Source organism: Delftia sp. WSY_7 (genome assembly GCF_043104845.1).
Taxonomy (GTDB): domain Bacteria; phylum Pseudomonadota; class Gammaproteobacteria; order Burkholderiales; family Burkholderiaceae_C; genus Comamonas; species Comamonas tsuruhatensis.
Genome location: NZ_JBICLB010000011.1, coordinates 1 through 25,363, shown reverse-complemented (window position 1 = coordinate 25,363; position 25,363 = coordinate 1). Strand labels below are relative to the sequence as shown.

Genomic DNA, 25,363 nt, shown 5'->3' with positions numbered 1-25,363 from the left:
ATGCATTCCAGGATTTTTCAAATCACGTCAGCCGGTGGTGCCGAACCCAGGCCGATGGCGGTATCCCATAATGGCCGGAAAAATCCCTGGAAAATGTGGAGAGGGAGGAATATCCAAGCCGGGAGGAAATCTGTCCTATGCTTTGATCTGTGGTCAGCAAGGATTCCGCAGCCAGGTGGATACGGCTTTGTCTTATATATTCACCAATGCTGCATGATCGGCTATGGCGAAATGAAACTTCCAGCGTGCGGCGGCTGACGCGGCAATGGTCGGCAATGGACTGCACCAGCAGTTTCTTGTCCAGGTTGTCTTCTATGTATTGAAGGGCGCGTTTCACATAGGCAGGTTCCAGGTCATGCAACCGCGCCTCGTCCATGGCCGTGAATCGTGATTTCTCCAGATAAGGACTGATGGCCATGCTCTTGAGTCGCATGATGTTCAGCGCCTTCAGCGTGGACAGTGCGCCCGCGAAATCGCCCTGCGTTTCCTGTATGTGGTACTCATAGACCAGCGCATTGCGGTGCAGGCCCTCCAACTGGTAGGTCTGCGCCGTGGACTTGGCCAGTACGGCGGCCTGCAGCGCCTGTCCGTACTGGCGCTTGCTGCAATGCACCAGCGCACTGCTGAGCCAGGCCCAGCCTGCAATGGGCGGGTTCTTGGCCTGGTAGTGGATGCCGATGCGCTCAATGGCGCGGACCACGGCGGCAGCCTCGCGCCGGCCCGACTCCAGCCCCTTGAGCGACAGCCGCAGCAGCTCGCTGTACGGCCAGGCCAGGCCCGCTGGCAGCTGCCGGCCCACATTCCCCAGCAGGTCCTGCAAGGCAGCGCTGTCGGGCGCAGCGGCACCCAGCTGGACCAGGCCTGAATCGGGCGGCGGCCCGCACCACAGGTCCTGGTGGTTTTTATAAAGAAAGACCTTCCAGAGGATTTGCGCCCGGGCCCAGGTGATCAGGGCGGGGAGCCAGGGGCTGTCTCCGGGCGCCATTTGCGCAAAATCATGGTCCTTGCCTTCGATCAATTGCAGGGCGGTATCGAGCTCGCCCAGCCGGCCATGCGCCAGCGCCAGCACATAGGTGGCGCGCACCAGGGCCTCGGGCGGCAGCAGCGCGGGATTGGCCATGGCCGCCGTGGCCAGTGAAATGGCATTGCGCTCCTCACCCAGCTGGCAATGGATGAAGGCCGCTGCGATGCGCGACGACACCGCGCGGTCAGGCATGCGGTGCAATTCGAAAATCGCCTGCGCTTCCTGAATATGCCTGAGTACCAATGATGGATATATCGGCGGCTCCGGCCATTTGCAGGCCTGCAGCAATTGCTCGGCCCGGCTGATTTTATTGTTTCCCTGATCAGTACGCTGGTGATGGTCGGATATTATTCTCCACAATCTGGATGCGCTCTCATCTGGGTGGCCGTGGATGTTGTGCGTCAAAAGATGGATTGAGTAAGAATTCTTGCATGAAAAAATCAATGATCCTGCTCGATTGATGCATTTTCATGATGAATGCATCTGTGGGGTGGCGCAGGCCTGTCCCATGGGAAACACTGATTGACTGGAGGAATCTTACAGGCTGAATAAACAATTGTTTACATTTGGAAAAGCTTTCTCTTGTCAGATTGCGCAGGCGTTTGTCTTTTTGCGAAACTTTCTCCGGCTCCATTGACTTAATTCGCTGATGCGGCTCGGTTTTTCTGATGGGAAAAATCACAAAGGCCCGCGAGAAAATCCCTGGGTTTTCTAGGGTTGTCACAAGTCGAGTGATATGCGGCCCGCATGTGGGCGGGGTGGGTCTGGGCCGGTACCTGCCAGGCAAGGGCGGGCGGTCGGACGAGCTGGGCGCATTGGAGGGGTCGTGCGGCCTTCGAGCGGCCCTTGCCAGAGCCGGTGCCCGCTGGCCAATTACCTGCTTTCAGGGATATGCGCTGCGCAGGTCGTCGTCTAAAGTAAGAAATTGTCAGCAGCGCAGTCATTTGTGGCCTGCCTGAAGGCAGTGGCGGGGACCGCTCCCCGCCTGTTCGGATCTTCGGATCTTTTCTTCCAGGCCAGACCCATGCTGCAACTTTTCCAATTCCTTGCCCGTGGCACGGGGCTCGCACAGGCGTTGGGCGCCTTGGCCGTGGCCTGTGCCGTGCCGGCAGCCCAGGCCCAGAGCATCACTGCGGCACCGCTGGCGGCCGTGGCGCCGGCGGCGATTCCTGTGGACCACCCTGGCGCTCTTGCGCTGCTGGCGTTGGCCTTGGGGGCCTGCCTTGTGCGGGGTGTGCAAAAAGGGCGGATCTCCCTGGTCGGCCTGCGTGCCTGGGCCATGGGCGGTGCTGTTGTCATGACCGCCGCCACGGCGGTCTGGGGCGAGCGGGTGCAGGCCCAGATTCAGGAATTGCAGGAAGCCTTCAACCAGGCCGCAGGCGAGACGCTCACCGTTCCCGTGCAGACGACAGCGGTGGGTGCCGATGGCGCACCGCAGGGATTCCTGCCCGTGGTCTATCGCAACCAGACGTCGGTGCGGCTGAAAATCACCGGCATCACGGACCCTGTGTGGAACACCTGCTTTCCGCTGGGCGTGCCCGGCGCGATTCCCTCGACGGCCCCACGTCCCGGCAGCGCCTGCGCAGTCGGCGCCGCGCTGGAGGCGGGCGATTCCTGCTGGGTGGACGTGGCGCAACTGTGCGCCGAGGCGGCGGACACCGTGCGCGGCAGCCATCCCAGCGTGCTTGCGCCCGACAGCGTGCAGGTGGACACGGCCGGGCAGCGCACGGGCAATGTGCTGTCCAACGATTCCGATGCCGATGGGGCGCTCGTGGTCGCCAGCTTCACCTATGAAGGCCAGACCGTGGCGGCCGGCAGCTCCCGGAACGTGGCGGGGCGCGGGACTTTCGCGCTGCAGGCAGACGGCAGCTTCACTTTCCAGGCGGATGCGAACTACAGCGGCGGCCATCCGCTGGGCATCGGTTACACCGTGCAGACCGGCGCGTCCAGCACGCTGAGTGTTTTCGTGAACCGGGTGCCCGTGGCCGGCAACGATACGGCCACCACCGATGCCGATACATCCGTCGCCATCGCCGTGCGCGGGAACGACAGCGATGCGGATGGGGACAGCCTGACCGTTTCCGGCATCACCCAGGGCACCCACGGTTCCGTGGTCGTGGATGCCGTCACGGGCAATCCGGTCTATACGCCGAACGCCAACTTCACCGGCAGCGACAGCTTCACCTACACCATTGGCGACGGCAGGGGCGGCTTTGCCACGGCCAGCGTGTCGGTGACGGTTGCTGCTTCGCCCGCCGGCAATCAACCGCCAGTGTCTGTCTCCGATGCGATAGTGGTGGCCGAGGGCGCTGTGGCCACGGTCCTTGCCAGCGGTGCAACCAGCGTGCTGGCCAACGACACGGACCCTGACGGCAATCCGCTCGTCGCGGTGCTGGTGACGGGTCCGGCGAACGGGTCCCTGACGCTGAGCGGCAATGGCACCTTCACCTATATCCACAACGGCAGCGAGACGGTTTCCGACAGCTTTGCCTACCGTGCCAGCGATGGGCTGGCCATGGGAAACATCGTCACCGTTTCCATCACGGTCACTCCCGTGAACGATGCACCGGTTGCCGTGGCAGATCAATGGATGGTTGCCACGGACATCCCGCGGAGCATCAGCTTTGCCACGCTGCTGGCCAATGACACGGACGCCGACGGCGACAGCCTGAGCATCACCCTGGCTCATTCGCCGATCAATGGCAGCGTTGCAGCGCAGGCGGGCGGGGTGCTGTTCACGCCCGCGGCAGGCTACGAAGGACCGGCCAGCTTTCTCTACGACGTCAGCGATGGGCGCGGCGGTACCAGTATCGGCACGGTCAATCTGTCGGTTGGAGCGGCCAGCGCTTCTTCGGTCGTTGTCCTGAAGTCCTTGCTGGCCATCGCACACGGCACAGGCGGGACCAGCGTCAGGTTTCCGATAACCACGAAGCTGGTGGATACGGATGGCTCGGAAACCCTGTCGATCAGGATCAGTGGACTGCCCACCAATCTGTCCTTCAATGCGGGCACGAACCTGGGTGGTGGTGTCTGGCAGTTCACCGAAGCCGACCTGCCCAATCTCATCCTGAATCTGCCTGGCAGCTACACCACGAACGCCACCAATCTCACGGTCCAGGTCACGGCGACGGAGGTGAGCGGCGGCTTCACGGCATCGACATCCACCGTGGTCACGCTCAAGGCCTCATATACGACCGTGGATGTCACCACGACCCATAGCGGCAGCTATACGGGCAGCTCGGCCAGCGAATACATCGTTGGTGGCAACGGCGCCAACACCATCAGCGCCACCAACGGAAACAACATCGTTTTCGGAGGCGCTGGCGACGACAACCTGTCGGCGGGCGCAGGCTCCGATGTGCTGATGGGCGGCAGCGGCGACGACACCCTCAATGCGGGGTCGGGCACGGACCTGCTGGCCGGTGGCCCCGGCAACGATCTGATGAGCGGCGGTGATGCGGGCGAGAACTTCGTGGATGTCTTTGCCTGGTCGCTGGGAGACCAGGGGGCGGCGGGAACGCCGGCCTTGGACCGAATCCAGAACTTCGCCACGGCGGCCGCGGGAACCAATGGCGCAGGCGGTGATGTACTGGACCTGCGCGACCTGCTGCAGGGTGAATCCGCAGGCCCCAGCAATGCCGCAGGCAACCTGGCCGACTACCTGCACTTTGAGATCACGGGAGGTGATACCTGGGTCCATGTCAGCCACACGGGCGGCTTCGGTGCGGACTCCCATGCGGTGGGTGCAAGCTATTCGGCATCGGCCGAGACCCAGCAGATCATCCTGGAAGGCGTGAATCTGCAGACGCTGTATTCCGGTGCCGCCACGGATCAGCAGATCATCACGCAGCTGCTGAATAACAGCAAATTGATCGTGGATTGACCGGCGCCGGTCCTATGGCCACCGGGCACCGCGCACCGAGTCCGTTTCTCGTGCCTACATGAAATTGCGCGTATGCAGCGAGGCCAGCCGCTCGGCATGCCCGCGCTCGAAGCCCAGCCGCAGCAGCTTGGAGAGACGCCCGTCTGCCATGTCGCGCATGAGCTGCTGCACGCGGGCGGCGCCACGGGCCAGGGCCTCGGGAGTGAGGGTGCCGGCCGCGATGAGGATCAGGGCGTCGAAGACTTCCTCGTTCAGCCCCGAGGTGCCGGCCAGGTTGTCGAAGCGCTGCTCCACGGCCTGGGCCAGCTGGTGCTGGAAGCCGGGCTCGTGCTGCAGGCGGTACAGCAGGTGGGACATGCCCAGGGCCACATGGCGCGCCTCGTCGCGCGCGGCCAGGCGGCAGATCTGGCGTGTGAGGGGGTCGGGCGCCTCGGTCTGCAGGAACTGCAGCAGGTGCACGAAAGTGCCTTCGCCCAGCACCGACAGCAGGAAACCCGCCACGGAAAAATCCGTCTCGTCCAGCAGGCTCTTGAGCGAGGCCTGGCCACCCGCCGTGGACAGCGCGGGCTCGCGGCCGTGGCGGCGGATGCGGCGCGTGAAGACATCGATGTGCCGCGCCTCGTCGGCCACCTGGATGGCCAGCGCAGCCTGCAGTTCGCGGTAGTGCGGGTGCAACTGGCCGAGGAAGCGCGCAGGCACCAGCAGGGCCGCGTTCTCGTTCTCCACCATGTAGGTCATGAGCTGGACGATGGCGTCCTCCACCGGCGCGGGCAGCTCGGGTGCGTCGTTCCAGTCGATATCGGTGTCGGCATTCCACTGCGCGGCCACGGCCTGGGCGTAGAGGTCGGAGGCGCTGTCGGTCCAGACCTGCAGCTTGTCGCTGAGCCGGAAATGGAAGGCCGGCGCCCCGGCTTCCACCTGCGCGCCACGCGCGGCCAGGCCCCAGAAAGGCTGGGCCTGCGCGGCCACGGCACCGTCGCCCGAGCGCGCATCGCTGCGGCCCGTCTGCGCCGCGCCGCGCCAGCGCCCGGCCTGGGCGCCGCCGCGCGCCACGATGGCCATGGCCTGTGCTGCATCCACGCCATCCTCCCAGCGCAGGCCATGGCCCTGGTCGCTGCACCAGCCCGACAGCTGGGCCTGCCAGCCCGGCGCGCTGCCGGTCACGCGCAGTTGCCCGCCCACGGGCAGGGCGGCCAGCGCGTGCTTGACCAGCAGATGGGCGCCGGCATCGAAGCCCAGGCCCTGCAGGTCGATGACAGGCAGATCGGCGGCCGGCATATCGGCAGCCTGCATATCGGTGACCGGCTGGGCGGGGCTGGAGTAATCAGGCATGGCCATGGCGTGTGTCAGTAACGGTAGTCCTGCACGGTGATGCGGCCTTCGGCGTCGTAGAAGGCCTCGTCCGTCACCGCGCGCTCCAGCAGGCCGTAGCCCGTGCCGCGGCCCGGGTGCCAGACCTTCAGGCCTTCCAGCTCCAGCAGCGGGCGCACGGCCGCGTCGTCCCAGGACATGGCCAGCAGGATGTCGCGGAAGGCGGCGGCGCGTTCGGCATCGATGTGCGGGCCGGCCGTCATGTTGCAGTGGTCGAAGGCGCCCGAGGTGGCCAGCACGCGCGTGCCGCCGGCCGGCAGCGTGCCTTCGCGCGCAAAGGCCTGGTAGTTCTTGCCCACCATCCATGAAGCCTGTATCTCGCCGGCCACCATGGCGGCGGCGGCCAGGCGCTCGCCGCCGATGTGGTCGCCGTGCTTGCCGCCCAGCACGTCAAAGCGGCGTGCCGTGTAGTCGCGCCCGGCCACCAGCCCTTGCTGGCGCAGATGGTCCAGCGGGATCAGCGTGGCCTGGGGCGAATCCACGGCACCGAAGCCCACGGTCTTGCCGCGCAGGCCCTGCACGCTCTGGATGGGGCTGTCTGCGGGCACGACCAGCAGCGAATGCAGGTCCAGGTCGGTATCGCGCATGGCGATGGACTCCACGCGCAGGCCGCGCGCGCGGGCCATGCGGTCGGCGCGCACAAAGGCCAGCGGCGAGTTCCAGGCCAGGTGCACATCGCCTGCCATCAACGCCTCGGTCAGCGACTCGTAGTTGGAATAGAGAACGTAGTCGAAGTAGTAGCCGCGCTCGATGAAATACGCCTTGAAGCCTTCCCAGATGGTGATCACCTTGGGGGCGTAGGCCACGGCGCCGAGCTTGATCACGGGGGCGGTTGTCGTCATGCGGAAGTCCTTTGCTGGATGGGGGAGGAGGGGTGAAGCGATCGACGGGTTCTGCCGTTCAGGCTCAGGCGGCGGCGTCGCACATGCCTTTGCCCAGCATGTCGTAGATCACATCGGTGGTGGGCGCCATGACCGAGGCGGCGCGCGCATCGCGGAACAGGCGCTCTATGCCCAGCTCCTTGCGGAAGGCGGCGCCGCCGCACACGCGCATGGCAATGTCGGTCACTTCCAGTGCGGCCTCGGCGGCTGCGGCCTTGCTCTGCAGCAGGCGGGTGCGCGCATCGGCCCGGGCCGCCTGCACGGCGGCCACGGTATCGTCGCGCAGCAGGCGGGCCTGCTCCAGGCGCAGCTGGGCACGGGCCAGGTAGGCGCGGATGGTGGGCAGGTCGGCCAGCGAGCTGCCGCTTTCCGCAAAGCGCGTGCCCGCCACATGGGCCACGGCGCGGCGCAGCGCGCCCTGCATCAGGCCGATGGACGTGGTGGCGATCAGCGTGGGAAAGAAGGGCATCAGATAGCGGCCCTTCACGGCCTCGCCCTCGCCGTCGGCGCCCAGCATGCGGGCGCGTGGAACGCCCACATTGCGTGCCTCGATGGGCGAGGACGCATTGCCGCGCAGCCCCATGCCGTTGAAGCGTCCGGGAATGGACAGGCCCGGCAGCCGGCTGTCCACCAGCCACAGCGTATTGCCCTCGCCCTGCGTGGCGCGCGAGATCCAGACATAGGAATCGGCCTCACCGGCCGACGTGATCATGCTCTTGAGCGCGTTCAGGTGGATGACATCTTCAGCGGCGGTCGCCGTGCCCGTCGGCGCCCAGATATGGCTGCGCGAGCCGGCTTCGGACACGGCCAGCGTGGTGAGGTGGCGGCCGGCCGCGATCTCGCGGCGCACAGGGTCGTCGGCAAAGGGTTCGATCAGCGCCACGCCGCAGTAGTGCATGGTCAGCACCATGGCCGTGCAGGGGCAGTCCTGGGCAATGCGCTCGACGACCTGCACCGCTTCGGCCAGGCCCTTGCCCAGGCCGCCCACCTCGCTGGCGCTGATCAGGCCCAGCAGGCCGGCTGCCGCCAGTGCATCCAGCGCGGCACGCGGGTAGCGTGCCTGCTCGTCGATCTGCGCGGCCTGGGGCGCGATGATGTCGCGCATGAGGGGTTCGAGTTGCTTCAAAACTTCCATCTGGGTTCACCGTAGGCATGCCCATGACCGCCTGCCGGGAGGCTGTTGCTGGAAGTCTGGGGAAATGCTGGGGCGCCGCGATGGCCGCTGGACGCGCCTGCCGCATGCAGACCTGCAATGGCGGATGGGCTGGGGAAAGAATGCAGGCGATTATGCGCCGGGTGCACTACGGCTTCGCGCAACGGGCGCCTTGCTCGGGCACCATGGCTGGTGTGCGCTTGATCCCGGTCAAGGTGGCTGGAGAACGCTGCGTCGCCACAGCACATTCACGCACGCATGCAGGCAGGCACGCATTCACGCAGGCTCGAAAGCTTGAACGCCTGGGCCCTAGGCCCTGGCAAGCCCCATGGCCAGCGCCTGTGCTGACCCCATCGGCTTGGCAAAGAAGTAGCCCTGGGCCAGATCCACGCCAAGGCTTGCCAGCGCATTGAATTCCTCGGCAGTCTCCACACCTTCGGCGACCACCACGCTTCCTATTTCGTGCGCGAAACTCGTGAGCCCCTTGGCGAGCGCACGGCGGCTGCGGTCGGTATCGACGTCGTGCGTGATGCTCATGTCCAGCTTGATCATGTCCGGTTGAAGATGCAGGATGTGCCGCATGCTGGAGTAGCCGGCACCGGCATCGTCGACTGCCAAGGTCGCGCCCCGGCGCCGCAGCGGAGCCAGTGCATCGGCCAAAGCCCTGTAGTCATCCACGGCGGCATGCTCCGTGATTTCCAGCGTCACGCGCGAGAGATCCTGGTCCGAACCCAGAAGCCGGGGCAGCTGCCCTGACTGGATCAGCTGCGGCGAGCAGTTGACTGCGAGCAGCCAATCGGTTGGCAGGCGACCGAGCGCGCCAAGCGCCGTGTCGATTGCATGGCGCTCCAGCTCCAGCCCCAGGCCGACTTCGTGCGCTGCCTTGAACCATTGGTCTGGCGGGCGAAATGGCTCCAGGTCAAAGCGCGACAAGCACTCAAAACCGTGCAGCTTGCCTGTCGCGATGGTGTATACGGGCTGAAATACAGGGCGCAGCGCATTGCCCTGCATGGCAAGGCGGATTTCGTTGGCCGCTTTGTCCCTTGCATGCTGGACCGCAGAAGTTGCACTGAAATGCAGTCCCAATAAATCGGAGAATGCCCGCAACAGCGACATATCGTGCTCACCCAGCGCGGGATTGGGCTGGTGGCTGAAGCAGCACAAGGTGCCGTACAGACGGTTGTCATCCAGGCGGATCGGTACGCTCAGGTGCGAGCCGATGGGAATGGTGTGCGTCTCCGGTATTTCCTGTGCAGCGGGTAAACGGGACGTGTCTGGAATCAACTGCGGCAATTCGCCATTGACCACCTTCTGGCAATAGCCCTCGTTCAATGGAATCTTCTGCTGCCGGAAAATCACACCGCCAGTGCTCTCGTCCACATGCTCCAGCACCCGATCCGCTTCGCGGAATCGGGCCACAAAGGCCACATCCATGCCAAGATGCCGCCGGACCACGGACAGCACACGGTCCACTCCATCCAGTTCAATGGCGAAAGCAAAAATTCTGCTCAAAGGTGCGAATGTGGATTTTCGAGGGGTCATTTCATTGATCTGCTCTATCAGATGTGTACGCAAATTGAATTGACGCGCTGCTGGCGGATTGGCGGTCCTCAGTTCTGCCCGGCATGGCCGAGCGGCACGATATGCCGTTGATAACGGGAATGAATTATCGGTAGTCCGCTCCATTGGCAGGAACACGGCAAGGTTGGGGGTGCCGCGCCATCGCAAATCAGAACAGGGGGAGAGCAATGGCCCTAAGTATGCGCGGTTGAAGTGCGCAGGTCGAGTCCGTCTGTTCGGATTGACAATGGGAATGAAAAGCCAACGCGGGAACTTGCAAGTTCATTGCACCGCCTGGAACACCGGTCATGCCGCATGCCCCGGGCGTGACGGGTCCAGGTGCTCCATCGGTCACTGCCTGGCCGTATGGCGAATGCGGGCCAGGTACTGGCTGGGCGTCAGCCCCAGATGTTTGCGAAACGCGGCTCCCATGTGCGATTGATGGCTGAAGCCGCAATCGTGGGCGATACAGGCCAGCGAATCGGCATCCGCCCGCATCATGGAGCGGGCCGCCTGTATGCGGGTCTCCACAAGATAGGCATGCGGAGTCATGCCAAGCAGCTGGGAAAACTCACGCAGAAAACGCAGCGGGGTGCGACGGGTCATCCGGGCCAGCTGGGCAATGCTCAACGGCTGTGCAAACTCGGCCGCCATGCGCTCCAGAACCGGCCGATACACCGGGCGCAATGCATCGATGCGCGGGATGGGCGCATGGGGCACATCCCTCGCATCGACGCATTGCCGGGCCATGAAGTGCAGGGCTGCCTGCTCTATTGCCAGGGTGTCCGTCTCGGGGCAAAGCAGCAGTTGCCGCAGCTGGTGCGCAATTTGCAAGGCGGCGCGCTGGCCAGGGTGCACAACGCGCCGGGCTTCGGTGTGAGGCACTGCGTCGTCCAGCCATTGCTCCCATTGCGCAGGGGTACAGCGAACCACCAGGTACTCGCCGCCCGTGGCCGATTCGGAAAACACATCCACCCCCGGTGGCGTGCGTGCCACCGTGCCGGGCCATGTGTCGAAGTCCACGCGGCGGTCGCTGCCAATGGCATGCACGCCTTGCTGGCGCTCCAGCGCAATGCCCAGCGAATGAAGGCGGGTCGGGTCATGGCTGCTGTAGGCCGCGCGGCCCAGCAGCTGCACTTCGAATCCCGGTAGTTCCTGAACTTTCATCACCCTGGCGCCTTGTGTCTTGAACTGAAATTTCTTGATAGACGGGAAACCGGGCGCTGCCCACACTGAAGGCATGAACGCAAACCACACGGAAATTCACCGCATCATCGGTCTCATCGGGGGCATGAGCTGGGAGTCCAGCGCCGAGTACTACCGGCTCATCAACCAGGGCGTGCGCGACCGGCTGGGTCCGCTGCGCTCTGCAAAACTGCTCATGTACAGCGTGGATTTTGGCCCCATCGAGCTGGCCCAGCATGAAGGCCGCTGGGATGACGCAGCTGCCTTGCTGGAAGATGCCGCGCGGCGGCTGCAGGATGGCGGGGCGGATGGGGTGCTGCTGTGCACCAACACCATGCACAAGCTGGCAGACCGCATTGCGGCAGCGGTGCGCATCCCTTTTCTGCACATTGCCGACCCGGTGGCCGATGCGGCCCGGGCGGCAGGCTACCGCAGGCTGGGGCTGCTGGGCACCCGCTTCACCATGGAGCAGCCCTTCATGCGCGAGCGCCTGCAGCAGCAGGGGCTGGAGGTGATGGTGCCGCAGGAGGCGGACCGCGCCGAAGTGCACCGCATCATCTACGAGGAACTGTGCGCAGGCCGGATACGGGAAGAGTCGCGGCGCACCTATCAGCGCATCATGGCGCAGCTGGCCGGGCAGGGCGCCCAGGCCATGGTGCTGGGCTGCACGGAAATCAGCCTGCTGGTGCAGCAGGCGCATTGCCCCGTGCCCGTGCTGGACACCACGGCCTTGCATGCCGAGGCTGCGGTGGACTTTGCATTGACGCCTTGAGGCGCCAAAACGACCCGGACTGAACCGGCCCGGACCCCTATCAGTGGCAGATGTGACCTGCAAGCGCACGCAAGCGGCCCACCTGCGGCAAGCAGATCATCCGTGGGGCCGCCCTGGCGCAAGCGGGGCGAGTTCCATCCGGTCCCGTCCCTTGCGCTTCGATGCATAGAGGGCCTCGTCGGCCTGCTTGAGCCAGTGGGACAGCTCTGTTCCGGGCTGGTCGAACAAGGCCGCACCGATGCTCAGGGACACGGGCTGCGGCGTCGCGAACATCGCGCGCGCCTGCTGCACGAACGCTTCGCGCAAGTCCTGGCCCAGCGCCTGCGCGGCCGTGCCGCAGACGTTGTGCAGCAGGATCACGAACTCATCCCCGCCCAGCCGCGCGGCCAGTGCGCCGCGAGGCAGCACGCTGCGGATGAGGTCGCTCAGCGTCATCAGCAGGCGGTCGCCGGCATCGTGGCCGTGCAGGTCGTTGACCTGCTTGAAGTGGTCGATGTCGATCAGCAGCAGGGCGCCGGGGCGGGCCGGCGAGGCTTGTGCCAGCAGCGCCGGTGCGCGCAGATAGAGCGCGCGGCGGTTGTCCAGGGAGGTCAGCGGATCGCGGGCGGCAATCTGCGCGATGCGCTCCTCGCGGCGATGGCGCTCCGTCCCGGTCATGGACATGGCCAGCAGCATGATCGCCATCACGCCCTCCACCAGCGAGATCAGGATCACCGTGCCGCGGAAACTGCCCAGGTTGACGAAGGCGTCCAGCGCCACGGTCGATCCTGCCTTGGCGAGGTAGAACAGGCCGTGGGCCAGCAGCACGAAACTCAACTGCGCCGCGCCCATGCCCAGCGCGCCGCCATGCGGGCGCAGCAGCAGGCCGGCGCGCAAGGTGGTGATGGCGATCAGCAGCGACTGGATGCCCAGCATCGCCTTGGACCACCAGGGCCCGTCTGGCAGAAACAGCATGGCCAGCCAGACGACGGCCAGCAGCCACCAGAAGTGCGACAGCCGCACGCGCATGAATCCGGCGACCCCGGCCAGGAACAGCCAGTGGGCGGCGATCAGCAGGCCGTTGGGAAACCAGATGCCCAGCAGCACATGGCCGCTGGAACGCAGCAGGGCCAGCACGCAGCCCACGACGATGATGGCGAACCCCGCGCTCCACAGCAGCAGCGAGCGTTCGCGCACGCTGCTCCATTCCGCAGCCAGATACAGCGCCGAAGCGGCCGCCATGGCCGTGGTGAGAACGAGCAGGGTGAAGGGGTCGAGAGCCATGGGCGATGGAGGTATCGGCGCAGGCGCGCTCCTTGTGAGAGCCGCCAGACAAGGAGCAATGCGGCGACGGTCCGTGCCGTCGCGATGCAGTGGAGCAAAGCGAGCGGGGCGGATTGTCGCAGGAAGCGGGTTTTCAGGCTTGCCCGATCACCCGGCTGCAGCGATTCCGGCGTCGGCCGCGTTGCCAAGGCCACGTCGCGGAGGCGAACGCCGGGTCCTTGCACTGCGCAGGCATCCCGCCGCTCCAGACCATGGCGAAGCCGTCCTCACTGCTGGGCTGCGGGCTCTGTTGGAAGCCCGGGGCCTTGTGGAAGGCGGTGGATTTGCCGAGCTCGCTTGCCGGCAGGCTGATGAAGAGGGACCTGGTCATGCTGGACCAAGAGGAAGCGGCCACGGCTGCGCGCGGGGCCGTCCATGCACCTGCCGCTCCCCGCTTTGCCATGGTGGCCCGGGGGCGGCAAGGCGGGAGCACCGGGGCAAGATGCCCTATGGGGCGTCAACCGTGACCGGGGGAGCCGGCCCTGTCAGACGGCAACGGCGTGCAGGCGGGTATTGAAAAGCGGCCCTTGGGTGAAGGTCGCCAGGCGCTTGGCCAGCCACAGCACCGCCAGGTCCACCAGGGGTTCCACCAGCACGACGCACATGTAGGCAGCACCGAAGCTTGCCACCTCGGTCAAGGTTGCCAGGCTGGCACCGTGGCCGTAGATGGCCCAGAACGCGACCCACAGGACAATGCCGCCCTGGTAGGTGGTGGACAGGGCCAGGGCCTGCCTGTAGCTGATGTCCACATAGGCCGTGCCGGCGGGAATCAGCCGGCGCGCCAGTTGGTTCACCGCATACAGCGGCACCAGCAAGGTGGTGACGTTCATGCCGTACTGCGGCAGGTCGAAGGGGGCAAAGAACAGGCCCTGCACCAGCAGGCCGAACGCCAGGCCGATGGCCGCAGCTCCCGCGCCGAACATCAGCAGCAAGGTCGAGCCCAGGATCAGATGGACCTCGGACACGCCGACCGGCTCGTGCGGAAACACCTCGAAGAAGCTGAACACCAGCGCGGTGGTGATGACACTGCGGGCCAGCAGCGCGAGCCAGCCGCCGTTGTCGCGCAGGCTTTGCCGTGCCAGGGCGGCGGTCAGGCCGAAGGCCGCTGCGGCGGTGACATAACTGAGGGCGATTTTTTCGGGGCTGACGACGCCGGGTTCGATGTGCATGGGAGGTCCTGAACAGTCAAGGTCCGTTGCAGGGCGGGCGCCGGCTGCGCAACGGCAAAGGTATTGAGCATAGCCGTGGATGAATGGCTGCGCCATGCCTTGGCGCGGCAGATGCGTTTTCTGTCCAGGCTGCGCGGATGTACTCGGGTGATGCCGGGAGCAGCCATGCAGCGATTGCCGCTGTTGTCTGGATGCCGACAGCTCACTTCAAGGCGTTGTTGAGTCGCTGAAGCTCAAGTTGCTGGGCAGCACTGGCCTCGAGATTTGCACGCTCCTCGTCCAAATACCGATAAATGCTTTTGAGCTCAGTGATTTTCTTTCTGATTTCCAGCATTTTCTTTTCAATCAACTTGGCACCCTCGGCACAATCGATTGACTTGTTTCTCTGAGCGTCCAGAATTTCGCCTATTTCCGCAAGAGAAAATCCCATGCTTTGTGCGCGCTGGATAAATCCAAGATCCTGCAGGGTTTGTGGTGTGTAAACACGGTAATTGTTGTTTCGCCGCAATGGTGCGATAAGGCCGATCTTCTCGTAGTAGCGCAGGGTATGGCGGCTGGCGCCGCTGCGGACCTCGAGTTCGCCGATATTCATGAAAAAACGCTTGACTATAGAGTTGGGTCGACAGTCTACACTCGATTTTTCATCGTGCCAAGGAGCAGAAAAATGAGCGTGGAGTGCTTTGTTACGGGAGGGACCGGCTTCATCGGCCAGCATCTGGTGTCATGCCTGAGCGCAAAAGGTCACACGATTCGGGTGCTGATGCGTCGCCCGGAGCGCCTGGCGCAACTGCGGGAGCAGGTCGACAATCTGGGAGGTGTCGCAAACCGTGTCTTTGCCGTGGCTGGCGATCTGGAGCAGGAGAGCCTCGGCTTGAGTCTTTCCGATCGAGAGGCTTTGCGGCAGGCCGAAGTTGTGTTCCACCTGGGCGCCCACTTCGCGTGGGGCCTTTCAATGGAGCATTCGCGTGCAGTGAATGTGGAAGGTTCAAAGCGCGTGGCGTTGTTGGCAGCGCAGCAAGATAGCCGGCTGGTGATGATCGGCGGCTATATGCTGAAGAACAATGAACATCTGCAGCGCATCGGAATTGATCCCGGCCATCCGGAAAGGACTCATTGGCCTGCCGTCTATCGGCGTGTCGGCGCTTACGAGGGGAGCAAACTGGAGGCGCATTTCGCGACCCTGGAGTTCATGGCTGCCAAGGGAGGGAAAATGACCGTCGTGCACCCCGCAACGGTCTGTGGTCATAGCCGCACGGGACATATACCTTGCAGCCAGCCACTGGTGGATCTGATACGCAATCTGGCGGAGGGAAAACTGGCTGCAGTGCCCGGTAGCGCAGAGCACTGGTTGCCATTGGTCACTGTGGATTATCTGGTCGAGCTGGTTTCGGCTTGCGCTTTTGATCCTTCCATGGCCGGTCAGGAGCTTCTGGCGCTTGACGACCAAAGTCCCAACTTGCGAGAACTCCTGGCAGAGGTGGCACAACCTCTTGGAATAAAGTCCCCAAAGCATCATATTTCGCTCCGATTGCTGAAATGGCTTTTGAGCATTCCTCCGGTCGCACGGTTTTTGAATACGGATGCCGAAGCCCTGGACTTCATCCAGACTACGCGTTTTGACACAGCGGCGGTCGAGCAATTCGCCAAAAGGCACGGAATATCAAAGCCGGATATTCGTCAATCGTTACGGAATACTGCAATGTTCGTCAACTCATATTGCATGCCCAATGAAAGAGTCCACTGACGTGTATTGTGCCGGGATGAATACTGAGAAACTATCAAGATGCATTGCACCTATGCACGCACAGCCAAGAGCAGCCCTCCACTGCGCCCGTGGCACTCCATAATTGTCCTTTTCAGGTGTCGAGGCAGGCGCCGAGCATCCGTTTCGAGGAATCCGCTTCAGTGAATCAACAAGTCCATACAAGAATCGCTGTCCTGGGGCCCGGTGCGATCGGGACAACCGTCGCTGCTGCGTTGCACGAAGTCGGCCGCACGCCCATGCTTTGCGGCCGTACGCCGCGCGACAGCCTGGTGCTGCAAGGTAGCGGTGTTCGCATCGTTGTTCCCGGGCCGGTGAGAACGGATCCAGCACAGATTGCACGCCCGGTGGACCTCGTTTTTCTCGCGGTCAAAGCGACTCAGACCGCTGCCACTGCGCAATGGCTTGCGGCGTTGAGCGGCCCGCAAACCGTCGTGTGTGTCCTGCAAAACGGGGTCGAGCAGTTGGAGAGTGTCACTGCGCTGTGCCCTCAGGGGCGAGTCGTTCCTGCAGTCGTGTGGTTCCCTGCGCAGGCGCAATCCGATGGGTCGGTGCTCCTGCGCAGCGATGCTCGGATCAGCCTGCCTGACGAAGCGGCCTCCCTCGTGGTTGCGCAGGCACTGCAAGGCTCCCGGTGCCTGGTAGACCTGGTTTCGAATTTCAGATCTCTGGCCTGGCAAAAGCTGCTGCAGAACGCGGCGGCCGGGCTCATGGCGCTCACGCATCGCCGCTCGGGCATGTACGGCCGGCACGACATCTCCAAGCTCACACTGGACTACCTGCAGGAGTGCCTGGCCGTGGCACGCGCCGAAGGTGCTGAACTGGGCGATGAGGTCCCGCAGGCGATCCTCGACAAGTTCCAGGCATCCCCTGCCGACCTGGGCACGTCCATACTGGCGGATCGCGAAGCAGGCCGTCCGCTCGAATGGGATATCCGCAACGGCGTTATCGCGCGCCGCGGCCGGGCGCGCGGGGTTCCGACCCCGATCGGTGATGTCTTGGTGCCGCTTCTTGCTGCAGCGAGCGACGGCCCCGGCTGATCACCCAAGCCTTGACGATAAGGCCTGTGATCACAGGCCTGCTATCCGCATTCAGCCTGAAACTGCCGGCAGCACCCCCAATCCCAACCCTGCCGGCCGATTTTTCCGAAGCCGGGGACAATACCGGGTTCGCGGGTTTTTCCGGCTCGACCTGGGTCGAGGACGGGAATCGCTTGCGGAAGGAAGCTGCACTGGCGTTGAACCCGGACGCAGAAAACCCCAAGATCGGACGGCGGCGAGACCGCCGAGATGGCGCAGGTGCATGTGACGAAGAGGGATTGGTGGACAAGGGCCTGCCGCAGCCGCAGCGGTCGGCCCGTCAAACGCGATACCCGCCTGGTGGGCTGGCTGCTGGCCGTGGTGTTCGTGTCGGTGTCGGCGGCCACGGTGTGGCAGTTGGTGGCTGCACGCCAGCGCACGCTGGCCGAGGTGGATACCGTCAACCGCAATCTGGCGCAGACGCTGAATACCTATTCCGAAGGCGTGATCACCCAAAGCTCCATGCTGCTGCTGGGCATTGCCGAAAGGCTGGAGCTGGATGGCGCCGGTGCCGCGCACCTGGAGCGCGTGCTGCATCTGGTCAACCGCCAGGAGCAGCTGCTGAACCAGCTCAACGAGCTGCTGGTCGTGGACGCGCAGGGGCGCTGGCTGATGTCGTCCAAGGGGACGTTTCCCCCAGGAACGCAAAGCGCGGACCGCGACTTCTTCACGCACCACCGCGACGACCCGTCGTCAGGCATCTACATCGGGCCGCCGATCCGCAGCCGCTCCACAAGCGAATGGGTGATCACCATCAGCCGGCGCTATACCGACAGCGAGGGCCAGTTTGCCGGCGTGGTCGTGGTGACGCTGGGTGTGGAAAATTTCCTGCGGCTGTTCGGCAAGATCGACATCGGCGAGCAGGGCGCCATTTCACTGAGCACGCCGGGCGGGCAACTGCTGGTGCGCCACCCCTTCCGTGAGCAGGACCTGGGCCGGGACTTCTCGCAGTCGCCCAATTTCCTGCGCCACTATGCGGGGGCGATGTCGGGCACGGCGTCGTTCCGCTCGGGCCTGGATGGCACGGAAAGAATCTATGCCTTCCTGCGCAGCGAGCGCTATCCGCTGGTGACCACGGTGGCCCTGGGCCGCGACGAGGCGCTCAGTTCCTGGCAGCGCCAGGCGCAGCTGACGCTGGCCGTGGTGCTGGGGCTGTTTCTGGCGATTGCGCTGATCGGCTGGCGGCTGACGGCGGCGATGCGGCTGCGCTCGCGTGCCGAATGCTCCCTGGTCAGCGCGCGCGAGGAATTGCTGCAGGCCAACCGCCGGCTGGAGGTGCTGGCCGCCCAGGACCAGCTCACGGGCCTGGCCAACCGGCGCCGCTTCGACGAGGTGCTGGAGCGCGAGGCACGGCGCGCCGTGCGCGAGGGCACGCCGCTGTCGCTGCTGCTGATCGATCTGGACCATTTCAAGGGCTACAACGACGCCTACGGCCATGTGGCGGGCGATGCCTGCCTGCAGACAGTGTGTCGCGCCCTGGCCCAGGCCGTGCAGCGGCCCGGCGACATGGCGGCGCGCTACGGCGGGGAGGAGCTGGCCGTGGTGCTTCCCAATACGGACCATGCCGGCGGGCTGCAGGTGGCCGAGCGGCTGCGTGCGCGCATCGAGGGCCTGGGCCTGGAGCACCGCAGCAGCCGCTTCGGCCATGTGACGGCCAGCATCGGCGTGGCGACAGCGCAGTGCGGTGAGGCTGGCGCGACACAAGGCGCTACACAAAGCGCTACACAAGGCACTACCCACGGCTCCAAAGGTGCCGCCGTGGCGCTGGTGGAAGCGGCCGACCGTGCGCTGTACCGCGCCAAGGCCGCAGGGCGCAACTGCGTGCAGGGCTGAATGGGGGTGGGTCTGCGCGCGCTCAGTCCGTGGGCGAGCGGTGGGCCACCACCTGCTGCTTGAGGTCGCCCAGCGCCTGGTACAGGTCGTTGCGGCTGGCCTGCGGCATGTCGCCGAACATGCCCATGACCCAGGACTCATGCGCCTTGGCCATGCGCGCAAAGGTCTTGCGGCCCAGCGGGGTGAGGTGCAGCACGGAGCTGCGCCGGTCGGACTCCACCTTGGTGCGCACCACCAGGCCCTCCTTCTCCAACTGGTCGGTGATGCCGGTGATGTTGCCGTTGGTCACCATCATGTGGCGCGACAGCTCGCCCATCTTCATACCCTCGGGCGCGCGCTGCAGCTGGGCCATGAGGTCGAAGCGGGGCAGGGTGGTGTCGAATTCGCTGCGCAGGCGGTTGCGGATCTCGCCTTCGATGAGGTTGCAGCAGGTGAGCATGCGCAGCCACAGGCGCAGCGCATGGTGGTCGTCGGGCGCGGCGCGCGACTCCAGGTCGGGAGCGTGGGTCATGGCTGGTTCTGCGGTGTGGGGGCGCTCAAGCCCATCTGCGCGAGGATGGCGCGCGTCAGCGGGCTGGCCGGGTCGTTCAGGGTGAGCACGATGTCGAAATGGTTGGTGCCGGGCATGGCCACGTACTGGCCTGACGATGGACCGGGGCCACAGCGCTGGTTCCAGGCGGCCAGGTAGTCGTCGCTCTGGCGCTTGAATTCATCGGTCTCGCTCTCGCCGTAGCTGACGATGAGCGGGCAGGCCGCGCCGTGCGGCAGGAGGGCGGGGCTGTTGCGAATGGCGTCCTGCTCGCTCAGGCGCATCCATTCGTTGATGTGGGTGTGCACCAGCGGGCGCAGGTCGAACAGGCCCGACAGCGGTGCGGCGCCGCGCACCACGTCCTCGGGCACGCCGTAGTCCGCATGCCAGCCGCCGGCCAGCAGCATGCCCGCCAGGTGGCCGCCGGCCGAGCTGCCGCAGACATGGATGCGGCCCGGGTCGCCGCCGTAGCGGGCGATGTGCGCATGCACCCAGGCCAGGGCGCGGCGTGTCTGGTCCACGATGCGGTCCAGCGTGACGGCGGGCGCCAGCGAATAGTTCAGGGCCACCACCACGGCGTCGGCGCGCGTGAAGGTGGGCGCCATGCTGCTGGAGTCGTCCTTGGACAGCAGCCGCCAGTACCCGCCATGGATGAAGAAGAGAACAGGGGCGCCTGCCGCCCCGGTTGCTGCCGGGAAAATGTCCAGCAGCTCGTCGGCATGCTCGCCATAGGCCACGTTCAGCGCGCAGGGCAGGCTCTGGCGCGCGGCCCGGCTGTCGTCGGCATAGGCCTTGATGATGGGGGTGATGTCGGGTACCGTCGCGCGGGCGTTGTACTGGACATCGAGTCCGGCGCGGTCGTAGTGACGGTAGAGTGCGGGCATTGGAACGGAGATGGCGCGAAATGGTTTGTATGGCAGGTATTGGTACAAGTCCCAGACTTGTTCTGCAAAATACTTTAAACCTAAACTAAGACCCGCGCCAACCGTTCCAGCCCTTACAGAGTTTCCCGTCCAGCGTGACGGAAGACTGCCTCACCACCGATTGTCATCCGCGCGGCCCGCGCAAGGAGCACAGCAGCATGCGTTTCCTCACCCCCTTCCTGGCCGCAGCGGCCCTGGCCCCTGCCTTTGTTCCCGCGCTCGCGCAGGCGGACACCATCAAGGTCGGTATCGCCAACGATATTTCCGGGCCGTTTGCCGCGCTGGGCGCCGAGGCGCGTGACGGCTTCAACCTCGCCATCAAGCAGCTGGGCGGCAAGCTGGGCGGCCAGCCGGCCGAGTTCCTGCAGACCGACATGGGCGGCAACCCCGACCAGGCGCGCCAGCTGGTCACGCGCTACATACAGCGCGACAAGGTGGATTTCTTCACCGGCCCCATCGGCTCCAACGTGGCCCTGGCCGTGGGCCCGGCGCTGTTCGGCGCCAAGGTGCCCTACCTGTCCAACAATCCCGGCCCCAGCCAGTTCGCGGGCGCGCAGTGCAATGCGTTCTGGTTCGGCACGTCCTACCAGAACGATGCCTTCCACGAGGCAGCCGGCAAGCTGGCCGCCGACCGTGGCTTCAAGAAGATGTTCATCATGGCGCCCGACTATCCGGCCGGCAAGGATGCGCTGGTCGGCTTCAAGCGCGGCTACAAGACCGCGCCCGGCGAAGAGGTCTACACCAAGCTGGGCCAGATCGACTATGCGGCCGAGCTGGCCCAGATCCGCGCGGCCAAGCCCGATGCGGTCTACATCTTCCTGCCGGGCGGCATGGGCATCAACTTCGTCAAGCAGTTCGTGTCCACGGGGCTGTCGCAAAGCGTCAAGCTGATCGGCCCGGGCTTCTCGGCCGACGAGGACGTGATCCAGGCCGTGGGCGAGCCCATGCTGGGCATGGTCAACACCGCGCAGTGGGCGCATGACCTGGACGTGCCGCAGAACAAGGCCTTCGTCGAGGCCTTCCGCAAGGAGTACAAGGGCCGCAACCCCTCGGTCTACGCGGCCCAGGCCTATGACGTGATCATGGCCATGGATGCGGCGGTCAAGCAGGCCGGCGGCAAGGCCTCGGACCGCCAGGCCATCGTCAAGGCGCTGGAGAAGGCCGACTACGCCTCGGTGCGCGGCCCCTTCACGTACGGCAAGAACCACTACCCCATCCAGGCCTACTACCAGCGCGTGATCGAGAAGGATGGCAGCGGCCGCATCACCAACAAGCTGGTGGGCAAGGTGTTCGATAAATATCAGGACGTCTACGTCAACGACTGCAAGATGTGACCCCGCCGCCGCGCCCCCGTCGGGCGCGGCGTGCCTTGATCTTGATTTTCAAAGCCGGATGATTTGTTGACCGCGCGCGGGCCGATGCGCCCGCGGCAGGGGGCGTGTGGATGACGTGGACGCTGCTCTTGGAGCAATTGCTCAATGGCCTGCAGTTCGGGCTGATGCTGTTTCTGATCGCGGCCGGGCTGACCCTGGTGTTCGGCATCATGGACATCATGAACCTGGCCCATGGCTCGCTGTACATGGCGGGCGCCTATGTGGCGGCAGAGACCCTGCAGCGCACGGGCTCGTTCACGGCGGCGGTGCTGGTGGCGGCCGTGGCCACGGGCGTGGCGGGCATGGTGCTGGAGCTGGTGCTGATACGGCGCCTTGCCGTGCGCGACCACCTGGCCCAGGTGCTGGGCAGCTATGCGGTCATCCTCATCGCCAATGACCTGGTCAAGATGGTCTGGGGCCCGGCGCCGGTGATGCTCAACATGCCGGCCGCGCTGTCCGGGCCCGTGCAGCTGCTGCCCGATCTCATGTACCCGGCCTACCGGCTGATGATCATCGTCTTCGGCCTGGCCGCCGCGTTGGGCCTGTACTGGTTCGTGACGCGCACGCGCGCCGGCGTGCTGGTGCGGGCAGGCGCCTCCAACCGCCAGATGGCCACGCTGATGGGCGTGCGCGTGCCGCTGCTGTTCCTGGGCGTGTTCACGCTGGGCGCCATGCTGGCGGCGGTGGCGGGCGCGCTGCTGGGGCCCATCACCTCGGTGCAGGTGGGCATGGGCGAGGACATCCTCATCCTGGTGCTGGTGTGCATCGTCATCGGCGGCATAGGCTCCATACGCGGCGCCCTGGTTGGCGCCTTGCTGGTGGGCATGGTGGACACGGCCGGGCGGGCCTTCCTGCCCATGCTGCTGCGCCAGGTGTTCTCCCCGGCCGTGGCATCCAGCGTGGGGCCCACGCTGGCGGCGATTTCCATCTACGTGCTGATGGCGGTGGTGCTGGTGTACCGGCCTTCCGGCCTTTTCCCCGCGCGAGGCTGAGCATGGAACACAGCACATTACAGGGCAGGTTCCAGGCCCGGTTCTTCTGGACCGCGCTCGCGCTGCTGGCGCTGGCGGTGTTCCCGCTGGTGGCTCCGGCGCTGGGGCTGGACTTCTACATCTCCTTCGTGCGCCGCGTGCTGATCTACGCGCTGGCCGCCACCAGCCTGAACCTCATCCTGGGCTATGGCGGCATGGTGGCCCTGGGGCACGCGGCCTTCTTCGGTGCGGGGGCCTATGCGGTGGGCATCCTGGCCATGAACGGCGTGACCTCGGCCCTGGTGGCCTGGCCGGCCGCCGCGCTGCTGGCCGGGCTGCTGGCCGCCGCCACGGGCGCCGTGTCGCTGCGCACGCGCGGCGTGTACTTCATCATGATCACGCTGGCCTTTGCGCAGATGCTGTTCTACATCTTCATCTCGCTGCGCCAGTACGGCGGCGAGGACGGGCTGAACCTGCCCGGCCATTCCGTTCTGCCCGGGCTGGACCTGGGCCACGATGTGTCCTTCTACTACGTGGTGCTGGCGCTGTTCGCGGTGCTGATGGCCGTGTTCGGGCGGCTGGTGGATTCGCGCTTCGGCAAGGCGCTGCAGGGCGTGCGCGAGAACGAGTCGCGCATGGAGTCGCTGGGCTACCCGGTCTACCGCATCAAGCTGGCAGCCTTTGTGCTCAGCGGCGCCGTGGCCGGGCTGGCAGGCGCGCTGCTGGCCAACCACAACCTGTTCATCTCCCCCAGCCTCATGCACTGGACCCAGTCGGCCAACCTGCTGATCATGGTGCTGGTCGGTGGCGTGGGCCTGCGCTGGGGCGGCGTGGCCGGCGCCGTCGTCATGCTGACGCTGGAGGAAGTGCTTCGCATGTGGACCGAGTACTGGCACCTGCCGCTGGGCCTGCTGCTGCTGTGCGTGGTGTTCGGCGCGCCACGCGGCCTGACGGGCCTGTGGTCCGCACGCGGGAGGCAGGCATGAGCGGCGCGGCCACACCTATCTCCATCCCCACCCCGGCCCTGGAGGCCAAGGGCCTGGTGCGCCGCTTTGGCGCGCTGCTGGCCACCGACCATGTCTCGCTGTCGCTGGCGCCTGGCGAGATCCATGCGCTGATCGGCCCCAATGGCGCGGGCAAGTCCACGCTCATCCATCTGCTGTCGGGCACGCTGGCGGCCGACGCCGGCACCCTGGCACTGGCCGGGCGCGACGTGAGCGCGCTCAACGCCCACCAGCGCGTGGCGGCGGGGCTGTCGCGGTCGTTCCAGATCACCAACATCTTCAAGCAGTCCAGCGTGCTGGACAACTTGGTGCTGGCCGTGCAGGCGCATGCCGGCAGCAGTTTCCGCTTCTGGCGCCCGCGCGCGGCCGAGGCTGCGCTCTACGAGCAGGCCCGGGAGCTGGCGCGCGAATGCGCCATTGACGCCAGCCTGCTGCAGCGCCCCGCAGGCACGCTGCCGCACGGCGAGCAGCGCAAGCTGGAGTTCGCGCTGGCCCTGGCCGCGCGGCCCGGCGTGCTGCTGCTGGACGAACCCATGGCCGGCATGGGGCCTGATGAAACACTGCGCCTGACCGAGCTGATCGAATCCCTGCGCGGCCGCGCCGCCATGCTGCTGGTGGAGCACGACATGCAGGCCGTGTTCCGCCTGGCCGACCGCATCTCCGTGCTGGTCTACGGCCGCATCATCGCCACCGGCACGCCCGACGAGATACGTGGCAACGCCGATGTGCGCCAGGCCTACCTGGGAGACGAAGAAGTGAAGGAGGGCGCGTGATGCTCGAAATGCAGGCCGTGCAAAGCGGCTACGGACCCAGCCAGGTGCTGTTCGGCGTGGACCTGCGCATCGAGGCAGGCCAGGTCATCACCCTGCTGGGCCGCAACGGCATGGGCAAGACCACGCTGCTTCGCACGCTGCTGGGCCAGCTGCCGCTGCGCGCCGGCCGCATGGTGTTTGCCGGGCAGGACATCGCCGGCTGGGCCACCGACCGCATCGCCCGCGCCGGCGTGGCCATCGTGCCCGAAGGTCGCCAGTGCTTTCCCAACCTCACGGTGCGCGAGCACCTGACGGCCTTTGTGGCACATCGCAATTCGGGCAGTCCCGGCGCGGCACAGCCCTGGTCGCCCGAGCGCGTGTTCGCCCTGTTCCCCCGCCTGGGCGAGCGCGCCTCCAACATGGGCAACCAACTGTCGGGCGGTGAACAGCAAATGCTGGCCATAGGCCGCGCCCTGGTCACCAACCCGCGCCTGCTCATCCTGGACGAAGCCACCGAGGGCCTGGCCCCCCGCATCCGCGAAGAGATCTGGTCCTGCCTGGCCCAGCTGCGCGCCGCTGGCCAGACCATCCTGGTCATCGACAAATACGTGGAGCGCCTGCTGGGCCTGGCCGACCGCCACCTCATCCTGGAGCGCGGCAAGGTCGTGTGGAGCGGAGACTCGGCCGCGCTGGATGGGGACAGAGCGCTGTGGGAACGGTATTTGGGAGTGTGAGCACGCGCAATGCATTCGCAGTTCAAGGCGAAATTCAAGGCGCGATGGAGGGTTGAATGGCATTGAAGATCAATGGGTGGCATGCCATTCAAATACATGCCTG

At 65.5% G+C, this 25,363-nt stretch carries 22 protein-coding genes; 10 read left to right on the top strand and 12 right to left on the bottom strand.

Annotation, left to right across the window (positions count from 1 at the left end; genetic code table 11):
- Positions 1-22: 22 nt before the first annotated feature.
- Entirely contained in the window at positions 23-1,216 is a 1,194-nt protein-coding gene (locus ACF8ME_RS05290; protein ID WP_047326901.1) for a helix-turn-helix domain-containing protein, read from the bottom strand.
- A gap of 181 nt (positions 1,217-1,397) precedes the next feature.
- Positions 1,398-1,748, bottom strand: coding sequence for a hypothetical protein (locus ACF8ME_RS05285; protein ID WP_126312084.1), 351 nt, complete (start codon positions 1,746-1,748; stop codon positions 1,398-1,400).
- Positions 1,749-2,048: 300 nt separating this feature from the next.
- Here ACF8ME_RS05285 and ACF8ME_RS05280 point away from each other — a divergent pair, with 300 nt between their 5' ends.
- On the top strand, positions 2,049-4,907 hold the full coding sequence (locus tag ACF8ME_RS05280) for a midcut-by-XrtH protein (RefSeq protein WP_392415559.1): 2,859 nt from the start codon (positions 2,049-2,051) through the stop codon (positions 4,905-4,907).
- A 54-nt stretch (positions 4,908-4,961) separates the two neighbouring features.
- Here ACF8ME_RS05280 and ACF8ME_RS05275 read toward each other — a convergent pair whose 3' ends face one another.
- The 5 genes from ACF8ME_RS05275 to ACF8ME_RS05255 all read right to left on the bottom strand — a co-directional run bounded on the left by ACF8ME_RS05275 (position 4,962) and on the right by ACF8ME_RS05255 (position 11,039).
- On the bottom strand, positions 4,962-6,245 hold the full coding sequence (locus tag ACF8ME_RS05275) for a ferritin-like domain-containing protein (RefSeq protein ID WP_392415557.1): 1,284 nt from the start codon (positions 6,243-6,245) through the stop codon (positions 4,962-4,964).
- Positions 6,246-6,253: 8 nt separating this feature from the next.
- A complete protein-coding gene (locus tag ACF8ME_RS05270) occupies positions 6,254-7,120 on the bottom strand; it encodes a phosphate/phosphite/phosphonate ABC transporter substrate-binding protein (RefSeq protein WP_392415555.1) in 867 nt (288 codons plus the stop codon).
- Positions 7,121-7,184: 64 nt separating this feature from the next.
- A complete protein-coding gene (locus ACF8ME_RS05265) occupies positions 7,185-8,294 on the bottom strand; it encodes an acyl-CoA dehydrogenase family protein (protein WP_026062547.1) in 1,110 nt (369 codons plus the stop codon).
- A gap of 327 nt (positions 8,295-8,621) precedes the next feature.
- A complete protein-coding gene (locus tag ACF8ME_RS05260) occupies positions 8,622-9,854 on the bottom strand; it encodes an EAL domain-containing protein (protein WP_034347807.1) in 1,233 nt (410 codons plus the stop codon).
- A 369-nt stretch (positions 9,855-10,223) separates the two neighbouring features.
- Entirely contained in the window at positions 10,224-11,039 is an 816-nt protein-coding gene (locus tag ACF8ME_RS05255; RefSeq protein WP_392415553.1) for a helix-turn-helix domain-containing protein, read from the bottom strand.
- Positions 11,040-11,112: 73 nt separating this feature from the next.
- On the opposite strand from ACF8ME_RS05255, the gene ACF8ME_RS05250 reads away from it, so the two are divergent.
- The gene (locus tag ACF8ME_RS05250) at positions 11,113-11,829 is read left to right on the top strand and encodes an aspartate/glutamate racemase family protein (protein ID WP_034367640.1); all 717 of its coding nucleotides are present in this window, start codon (positions 11,113-11,115) and stop codon (positions 11,827-11,829) included.
- A 96-nt stretch (positions 11,830-11,925) separates the two neighbouring features.
- Here the strand turns inward: ACF8ME_RS05250 and ACF8ME_RS05245 are convergent, their stop codons facing one another.
- The 3 genes from ACF8ME_RS05245 to ACF8ME_RS05235 all read right to left on the bottom strand — a co-directional run bounded on the left by ACF8ME_RS05245 (position 11,926) and on the right by ACF8ME_RS05235 (position 14,892).
- Positions 11,926-13,092 carry a GGDEF domain-containing protein gene (locus tag ACF8ME_RS05245; protein ID WP_047474028.1) on the bottom strand — a complete coding sequence of 389 codons (1,167 nt, stop codon included), beginning with the start codon at positions 13,090-13,092 and terminating at the stop codon, positions 11,926-11,928.
- Between the two features lie 524 nt (positions 13,093-13,616).
- Positions 13,617-14,300: an energy-coupling factor ABC transporter permease gene (locus ACF8ME_RS05240; protein ID WP_016453227.1), complete on the bottom strand. Its 684-nt coding sequence runs from the start codon at positions 14,298-14,300 to the stop codon at positions 13,617-13,619.
- A gap of 202 nt (positions 14,301-14,502) precedes the next feature.
- Entirely contained in the window at positions 14,503-14,892 is a 390-nt protein-coding gene (locus ACF8ME_RS05235) for a MerR family transcriptional regulator (RefSeq protein ID WP_043790259.1), read from the bottom strand.
- A gap of 72 nt (positions 14,893-14,964) precedes the next feature.
- Between ACF8ME_RS05235 and ACF8ME_RS05230 the strand changes: the two genes are divergently transcribed.
- The 3 genes from ACF8ME_RS05230 (at position 14,965) to ACF8ME_RS05220 (ending at position 18,974) form a co-directional block, all read left to right on the top strand.
- Positions 14,965-16,044: an SDR family oxidoreductase gene (locus tag ACF8ME_RS05230; RefSeq protein WP_392415550.1), complete on the top strand. Its 1,080-nt coding sequence runs from the start codon at positions 14,965-14,967 to the stop codon at positions 16,042-16,044.
- Between the two features lie 161 nt (positions 16,045-16,205).
- Positions 16,206-17,102: an oxidoreductase gene (locus ACF8ME_RS05225; protein ID WP_046986576.1), complete on the top strand. Its 897-nt coding sequence runs from the start codon at positions 16,206-16,208 to the stop codon at positions 17,100-17,102.
- Between the two features lie 249 nt (positions 17,103-17,351).
- The gene (locus ACF8ME_RS05220; protein ID WP_392415548.1) at positions 17,352-18,974 is read left to right on the top strand and encodes a diguanylate cyclase; all 1,623 of its coding nucleotides are present in this window, start codon (positions 17,352-17,354) and stop codon (positions 18,972-18,974) included.
- 22 nt (positions 18,975-18,996) lie between these two features.
- Here ACF8ME_RS05220 and ACF8ME_RS05215 read toward each other — a convergent pair whose 3' ends face one another.
- Positions 18,997-19,485, bottom strand: coding sequence for a MarR family winged helix-turn-helix transcriptional regulator (locus ACF8ME_RS05215; protein WP_012206289.1), 489 nt, complete (start codon positions 19,483-19,485; stop codon positions 18,997-18,999).
- Positions 19,482-20,387 (bottom strand): alpha/beta hydrolase, encoded by a 906-nt coding sequence (locus ACF8ME_RS05210; RefSeq protein ID WP_392415547.1) that lies wholly within the window; start codon positions 20,385-20,387, stop codon positions 19,482-19,484. Before ACF8ME_RS05210 ends, ACF8ME_RS05215 begins: the two co-directional genes overlap by 4 nt.
- Positions 20,388-20,584: 197 nt before the next feature.
- Here ACF8ME_RS05210 and ACF8ME_RS05205 point away from each other — a divergent pair, with 197 nt between their 5' ends.
- The 5 genes from ACF8ME_RS05205 (at position 20,585) to ACF8ME_RS05185 (ending at position 25,260) form a co-directional block, all read left to right on the top strand.
- Positions 20,585-21,760, top strand: a complete 1,176-nt coding sequence (locus ACF8ME_RS05205) for an ABC transporter substrate-binding protein (RefSeq protein WP_016450648.1) — start codon at positions 20,585-20,587, stop codon at positions 21,758-21,760.
- A 110-nt stretch (positions 21,761-21,870) separates the two neighbouring features.
- Positions 21,871-22,791: a branched-chain amino acid ABC transporter permease gene (locus tag ACF8ME_RS05200; protein ID WP_016450647.1), complete on the top strand. Its 921-nt coding sequence runs from the start codon at positions 21,871-21,873 to the stop codon at positions 22,789-22,791.
- Positions 22,792-22,793: 2 nt separating this feature from the next.
- Complete coding sequence (locus ACF8ME_RS05195) at positions 22,794-23,756, top strand: branched-chain amino acid ABC transporter permease (RefSeq protein ID WP_392415545.1); 963 nt, start codon at positions 22,794-22,796, stop codon at positions 23,754-23,756.
- Positions 23,753-24,547 carry an ABC transporter ATP-binding protein gene (locus ACF8ME_RS05190; protein WP_016450645.1) on the top strand — a complete coding sequence of 265 codons (795 nt, stop codon included), beginning with the start codon at positions 23,753-23,755 and terminating at the stop codon, positions 24,545-24,547. The genes ACF8ME_RS05195 and ACF8ME_RS05190 overlap by 4 nt, the downstream gene beginning before the upstream one ends.
- Entirely contained in the window at positions 24,547-25,260 is a 714-nt protein-coding gene (locus tag ACF8ME_RS05185; RefSeq protein ID WP_392415543.1) for an ABC transporter ATP-binding protein, read from the top strand. The genes ACF8ME_RS05190 and ACF8ME_RS05185 overlap by 1 nt, the downstream gene beginning before the upstream one ends.
- Positions 25,261-25,363: the final 103 nt, after the last annotated feature.

Coding starts and splice junctions, on each gene's coding strand:
- ACF8ME_RS05260 (WP_034347807.1), bottom strand. CDS start 9,854: ATGACCCCTCGAAAATCCACATTCGCACCTTTGAGCAGAATTTTTGCT.
- ACF8ME_RS05270 (WP_392415555.1), bottom strand. CDS start 7,120: ATGACGACAACCGCCCCCGTGATCAAGCTCGGCGCCGTGGCCTACGCC.
- ACF8ME_RS05255 (WP_392415553.1), bottom strand. CDS start 11,039: ATGAAAGTTCAGGAACTACCGGGATTCGAAGTGCAGCTGCTGGGCCGC.
- ACF8ME_RS05275 (WP_392415557.1), bottom strand. CDS start 6,245: ATGGCCATGCCTGATTACTCCAGCCCCGCCCAGCCGGTCACCGATATG.
- ACF8ME_RS05190 (WP_016450645.1), top strand. CDS start 23,753: ATGAGCGGCGCGGCCACACCTATCTCCATCCCCACCCCGGCCCTGGAG.
- ACF8ME_RS05230 (WP_392415550.1), top strand. CDS start 14,965: ATGAGCGTGGAGTGCTTTGTTACGGGAGGGACCGGCTTCATCGGCCAG.
- ACF8ME_RS05220 (WP_392415548.1), top strand. CDS start 17,352: ATGGCGCAGGTGCATGTGACGAAGAGGGATTGGTGGACAAGGGCCTGC.
- ACF8ME_RS05240 (WP_016453227.1), bottom strand. CDS start 14,300: ATGCACATCGAACCCGGCGTCGTCAGCCCCGAAAAAATCGCCCTCAGT.
- ACF8ME_RS05290 (WP_047326901.1), bottom strand. CDS start 1,216: ATGCCTGACCGCGCGGTGTCGTCGCGCATCGCAGCGGCCTTCATCCAT.
- ACF8ME_RS05195 (WP_392415545.1), top strand. CDS start 22,794: ATGGAACACAGCACATTACAGGGCAGGTTCCAGGCCCGGTTCTTCTGG.
- ACF8ME_RS05185 (WP_392415543.1), top strand. CDS start 24,547: ATGCTCGAAATGCAGGCCGTGCAAAGCGGCTACGGACCCAGCCAGGTG.
- ACF8ME_RS05280 (WP_392415559.1), top strand. CDS start 2,049: ATGCTGCAACTTTTCCAATTCCTTGCCCGTGGCACGGGGCTCGCACAG.
- ACF8ME_RS05205 (WP_016450648.1), top strand. CDS start 20,585: ATGCGTTTCCTCACCCCCTTCCTGGCCGCAGCGGCCCTGGCCCCTGCC.
- ACF8ME_RS05200 (WP_016450647.1), top strand. CDS start 21,871: ATGACGTGGACGCTGCTCTTGGAGCAATTGCTCAATGGCCTGCAGTTC.
- ACF8ME_RS05235 (WP_043790259.1), bottom strand. CDS start 14,892: ATGAATATCGGCGAACTCGAGGTCCGCAGCGGCGCCAGCCGCCATACC.
- ACF8ME_RS05250 (WP_034367640.1), top strand. CDS start 11,113: ATGAACGCAAACCACACGGAAATTCACCGCATCATCGGTCTCATCGGG.
- ACF8ME_RS05245 (WP_047474028.1), bottom strand. CDS start 13,092: ATGGCTCTCGACCCCTTCACCCTGCTCGTTCTCACCACGGCCATGGCG.
- ACF8ME_RS05265 (WP_026062547.1), bottom strand. CDS start 8,294: ATGGAAGTTTTGAAGCAACTCGAACCCCTCATGCGCGACATCATCGCG.
- ACF8ME_RS05215 (WP_012206289.1), bottom strand. CDS start 19,485: ATGACCCACGCTCCCGACCTGGAGTCGCGCGCCGCGCCCGACGACCAC.
- ACF8ME_RS05210 (WP_392415547.1), bottom strand. CDS start 20,387: ATGCCCGCACTCTACCGTCACTACGACCGCGCCGGACTCGATGTCCAG.